Origin of the sequence: Haladaptatus sp., from assembly GCF_049589095.1 — an archaeon.
Classification (GTDB): Archaea; Halobacteriota; Halobacteria; order Halobacteriales; family Haladaptataceae; genus Haladaptatus.
Map to the genome: position 1 here is coordinate 1 of NZ_JBAWAC010000595.1, position 3,029 is coordinate 3,029.

Consider the following 3,029-nt stretch of genomic DNA (forward strand, 5'->3'; position numbering starts at 1 on the left):
AACGCACGGTACTCGTGTTGATGGCGGGGGTTGGCCTGCTCGATGCTGAGTCCGGTGATGTCGGCCTCGTATATCTCTGGTAGCATCTCAGCCAAATTCATATCGAGGTGGTGGGGTCCCTCGTAGCTTCCCCAACAGGTGTGGAGTCGGACCTGCTCTTCGGGGACGTTCGACATCGCCTCGTTGAGCGCCCCGACGTGGAGGCGCGTGGCCCCCTTGATGTCTTCGAGGGACTCGCCCGCGTACGCCGACGTCTGACCGACGGTGAGGAGTTCGGGGGCGTCGATTTGGAGGGTCATTCCGGTCTCGGCGACGAGTTCGTACTCCTCGGCCATCGCGTCCGCGGCGGCGAAGAGGAACTCCTCGTAGGAGTCGTAGTAGTCGTTGACATGCGTGGCGGTGACGATACTGGGCGACGCCGAGGTCACGAACGTCCCCTCGAAATCGGCGTCGGTGGCCGCGAGCGCGTCGCGGAACCCTGCGAGTTCGGCTTCCGCCTCGTCCTGACCCGTGTACTCGATCGGGCCGGTAACGACGGGCTGCATCGAGAGGTCGATGACGTCCGTCTTGAACGTCTCGTCCGCGTACTCGGGAAACTCCTGCAGGTCCGCCCAGAGTTCCTGCTCACGTTTGCCCTCGATACCGCTGAGTCGGTCCGCAACGTACCAGTTGAACGAGACGCGGGACTGCTCGCCGTTGTTGGCGATGTCGATACCGACCTCGGCCTGCCGTTCGACGATGTCGCGTGTGGCGTCCGCGACGGTCGCGTCCCACTCGTCGGCGTCGACGTCCTCGCCGTCCTGGCGCTTCTTGAGGAGGTCGAGCAGTTCCGGCGGTCGGGGAAGGCTTCCGATGTGCGTCGTGCGAATTCGGTCGTCGTTCGTGGTCATTCGATAATCATGTGGGTAATAGAATCCGAGTGGAATATAACCCACGGTAGTCACAAATTCGTTCTCACAGCACTATTCGAGTTCGATCACGGCGAGGTGATATCGAACGGCGGTTCGGTCCCCGGTGGGAGCGGCGTTTCGTAGCTTCGTTCGCCAGTTACCTCGTCGAACTCCTCGGTGGCCTCCGCTACGATATCCGGATTTTCGAGGAGTTCGTACGCGGTTCCACCGAGAACCTTTGCGGCATAGACGGCACCTTTCTTCCCGAAATCGCCGTTAGCCGCCGTCGCCTGCCACGTATGTCCCGGCGTTCCGACCGCCCACGTTGCGGCGCGGAATTGGCCGGTCGGGGTAATCCAACTCACGTCACCGACGTCGGTCGAGCCTCCGCCGACTTTCCCCTCCGCATGTGGTGGCACCGGGACATCGTAGATGCTCGCATCGCGTATCTCGTCCGCGTACTCCTCGGGTACGTCTTCGAGACTCGCTTCGATTTGCTCGTCGGGAACGGTGCCCTTGAGATCCGCCGCGAACGCTCGATCGTCGTCGGTGTAGCCAACCTCACCCAGTTCCCGCATCGTTTCCCAGATGACGTCGCTCACCGTGCGATTGGGAAGGTAATCCCAACAGCCGGTGACGTACTGGCGACCCACCTCCGTTTGTGTCATCATCGCTGCCCCGTCGGCAATCTCGGTCATCCAGTCGCTAATGCGCTCGACTTCGGCCCTCGTCGGGGCGCGGACGTAGTACCAGACGGTCGCCTCCGCGGGAACGACGTTAGGAGCTTCGCCGCCGTTCGTGATGACGTAGTGGATACGGGCCTTCTCCGAGACGTGTTCGCGCATGTACTCCACGCCGGTGTTGAATAGTTCGACGGCGTCGAGCGCACTCCGACCGGATTCCGGTGACGCGGCGGCGTGGGCCGAGACTCCCTCGAACGTGAATCGAATCGAGTCCATCGCGAGCGACCGGTCGAGCGTCGGCGTACTGAGGGTCGCCGGATGCCAGGTTATCGCGGCGTCGAGGTGATCGAACGCATCATCGCGAGCCATGAAGACTTTGCCCACGAGCGTCTCCTCCGCCGGACAGCCGTAGAATTCGATCGTTCCGTCGACATCACCGCGGTCGATGGCACGCTTCACCCCGATGGTCCCGCCGACGCCGGCGACCCCGAAGAGATTGTGACCACAACCGTGTCCCGGCGCACCGGGCTCGACGGGGTCGTGTTCCGCCTTCACCTTTTGTGAGAGGTCGGGGAGTGCGTCGTACTCCCCGAGGATACCGATCGTCGGATCACCGCTTCCGTACGAGGCCCGGAATGCCGTCGGCATCCCACCGAGTCCCTCCTCGATGTCGAATCCTTCCTCCTCCAATCGGTCGATGAGGACCTGCGCGGATTTCTCCTCGTGGAGACCGAGTTCTGGCGTCTCCCAAATACGCTGGGCCATCGATCGCAGTCGTTCCCGTTCGCGTTCTATCGCTTCGAATACGTTCGCTCTCGCCATGCTTTCGCCTCTCGTGCCGCGAGTATCAACGTTCGGCTCCCTATCTGGGTTCTCCGGTTTTCCGGGTTCATCTCCCTAAGTTCGTTCTCGCGGGTGTGTCCCGTGTGAACGAGTCGTGAGCAAATTCCGAGAAAGAGGTCTTTTTGTGATCCGGGTCCAATACCATCTAACGCCATGATCGACCGGCTCAAAGAGGACATTCAGACCGCGATGCGGAAGGATCCCGCTGCACGGCACCCGTTCGAGGTCGCGCTTGCGTATCCCGGCCTCCATGCGATCTGGCTGCATCGCATCGCACACACCGTGTGGTCCGCGAATCACTTCATCATCGCGCGATTGATTTCCCATCTCTCCCGATTTCTCACGGGCATCGAAATTCATCCGGGTGCCTCGATCGGTCGTCGGTTCTTCATCGATCACGGGGCTGGCGTAGTAATCGGTGAAACGGCAGAGATCGGTGACGACGTCATGCTCTATCACGGGGTGACGCTCGGGGGCGACTCGATGGAACGCGAAAAGCGTCATCCGACCGTCGAGGACGGCGTCACGATCGGGACAGGTGCAACCGTGCTCGGCCCCATCACGATAGGGAAGGAAGCAAACATCGGTGCAGGAGCCGTCGTGCTGAATTCGA

3 protein-coding genes are annotated in these 3,029 nt (G+C 61.6%); 1 reads left to right on the forward strand and 2 read right to left on the reverse strand.

What is annotated here, in order from left to right; genetic code table 11:
* Both WBV42_RS18585 and WBV42_RS18590 read right to left on the reverse strand, forming a co-directional pair.
* On the reverse strand, positions 1-890 hold an 890-nt coding region (locus WBV42_RS18585; RefSeq protein ID WP_423987349.1), incomplete at its 3' end, for a methionine synthase.
* A gap of 86 nt (positions 891-976) precedes the next feature.
* On the reverse strand, positions 977-2,395 hold the full coding sequence (locus WBV42_RS18590) for an amidohydrolase (protein ID WP_423987350.1): 1,419 nt from the start codon (positions 2,393-2,395) through the stop codon (positions 977-979).
* Positions 2,396-2,569: 174 nt separating this feature from the next.
* Between WBV42_RS18590 and epsC the strand changes: the two genes are divergently transcribed.
* Positions 2,570-3,029 (forward strand): serine O-acetyltransferase EpsC (gene epsC, locus WBV42_RS18595; protein WP_423987351.1); only part of this gene is annotated, 460 nt, incomplete at its 3' end.

What these genes read in the sequence shown, in the direction of transcription:
- WBV42_RS18590 (WP_423987350.1), bottom strand. Translation starts at nt 2,395, where the DNA reads ATGGCGAGAGCGAACGTATTCGAAGCGATAGAACGCGAACGGGAACGA.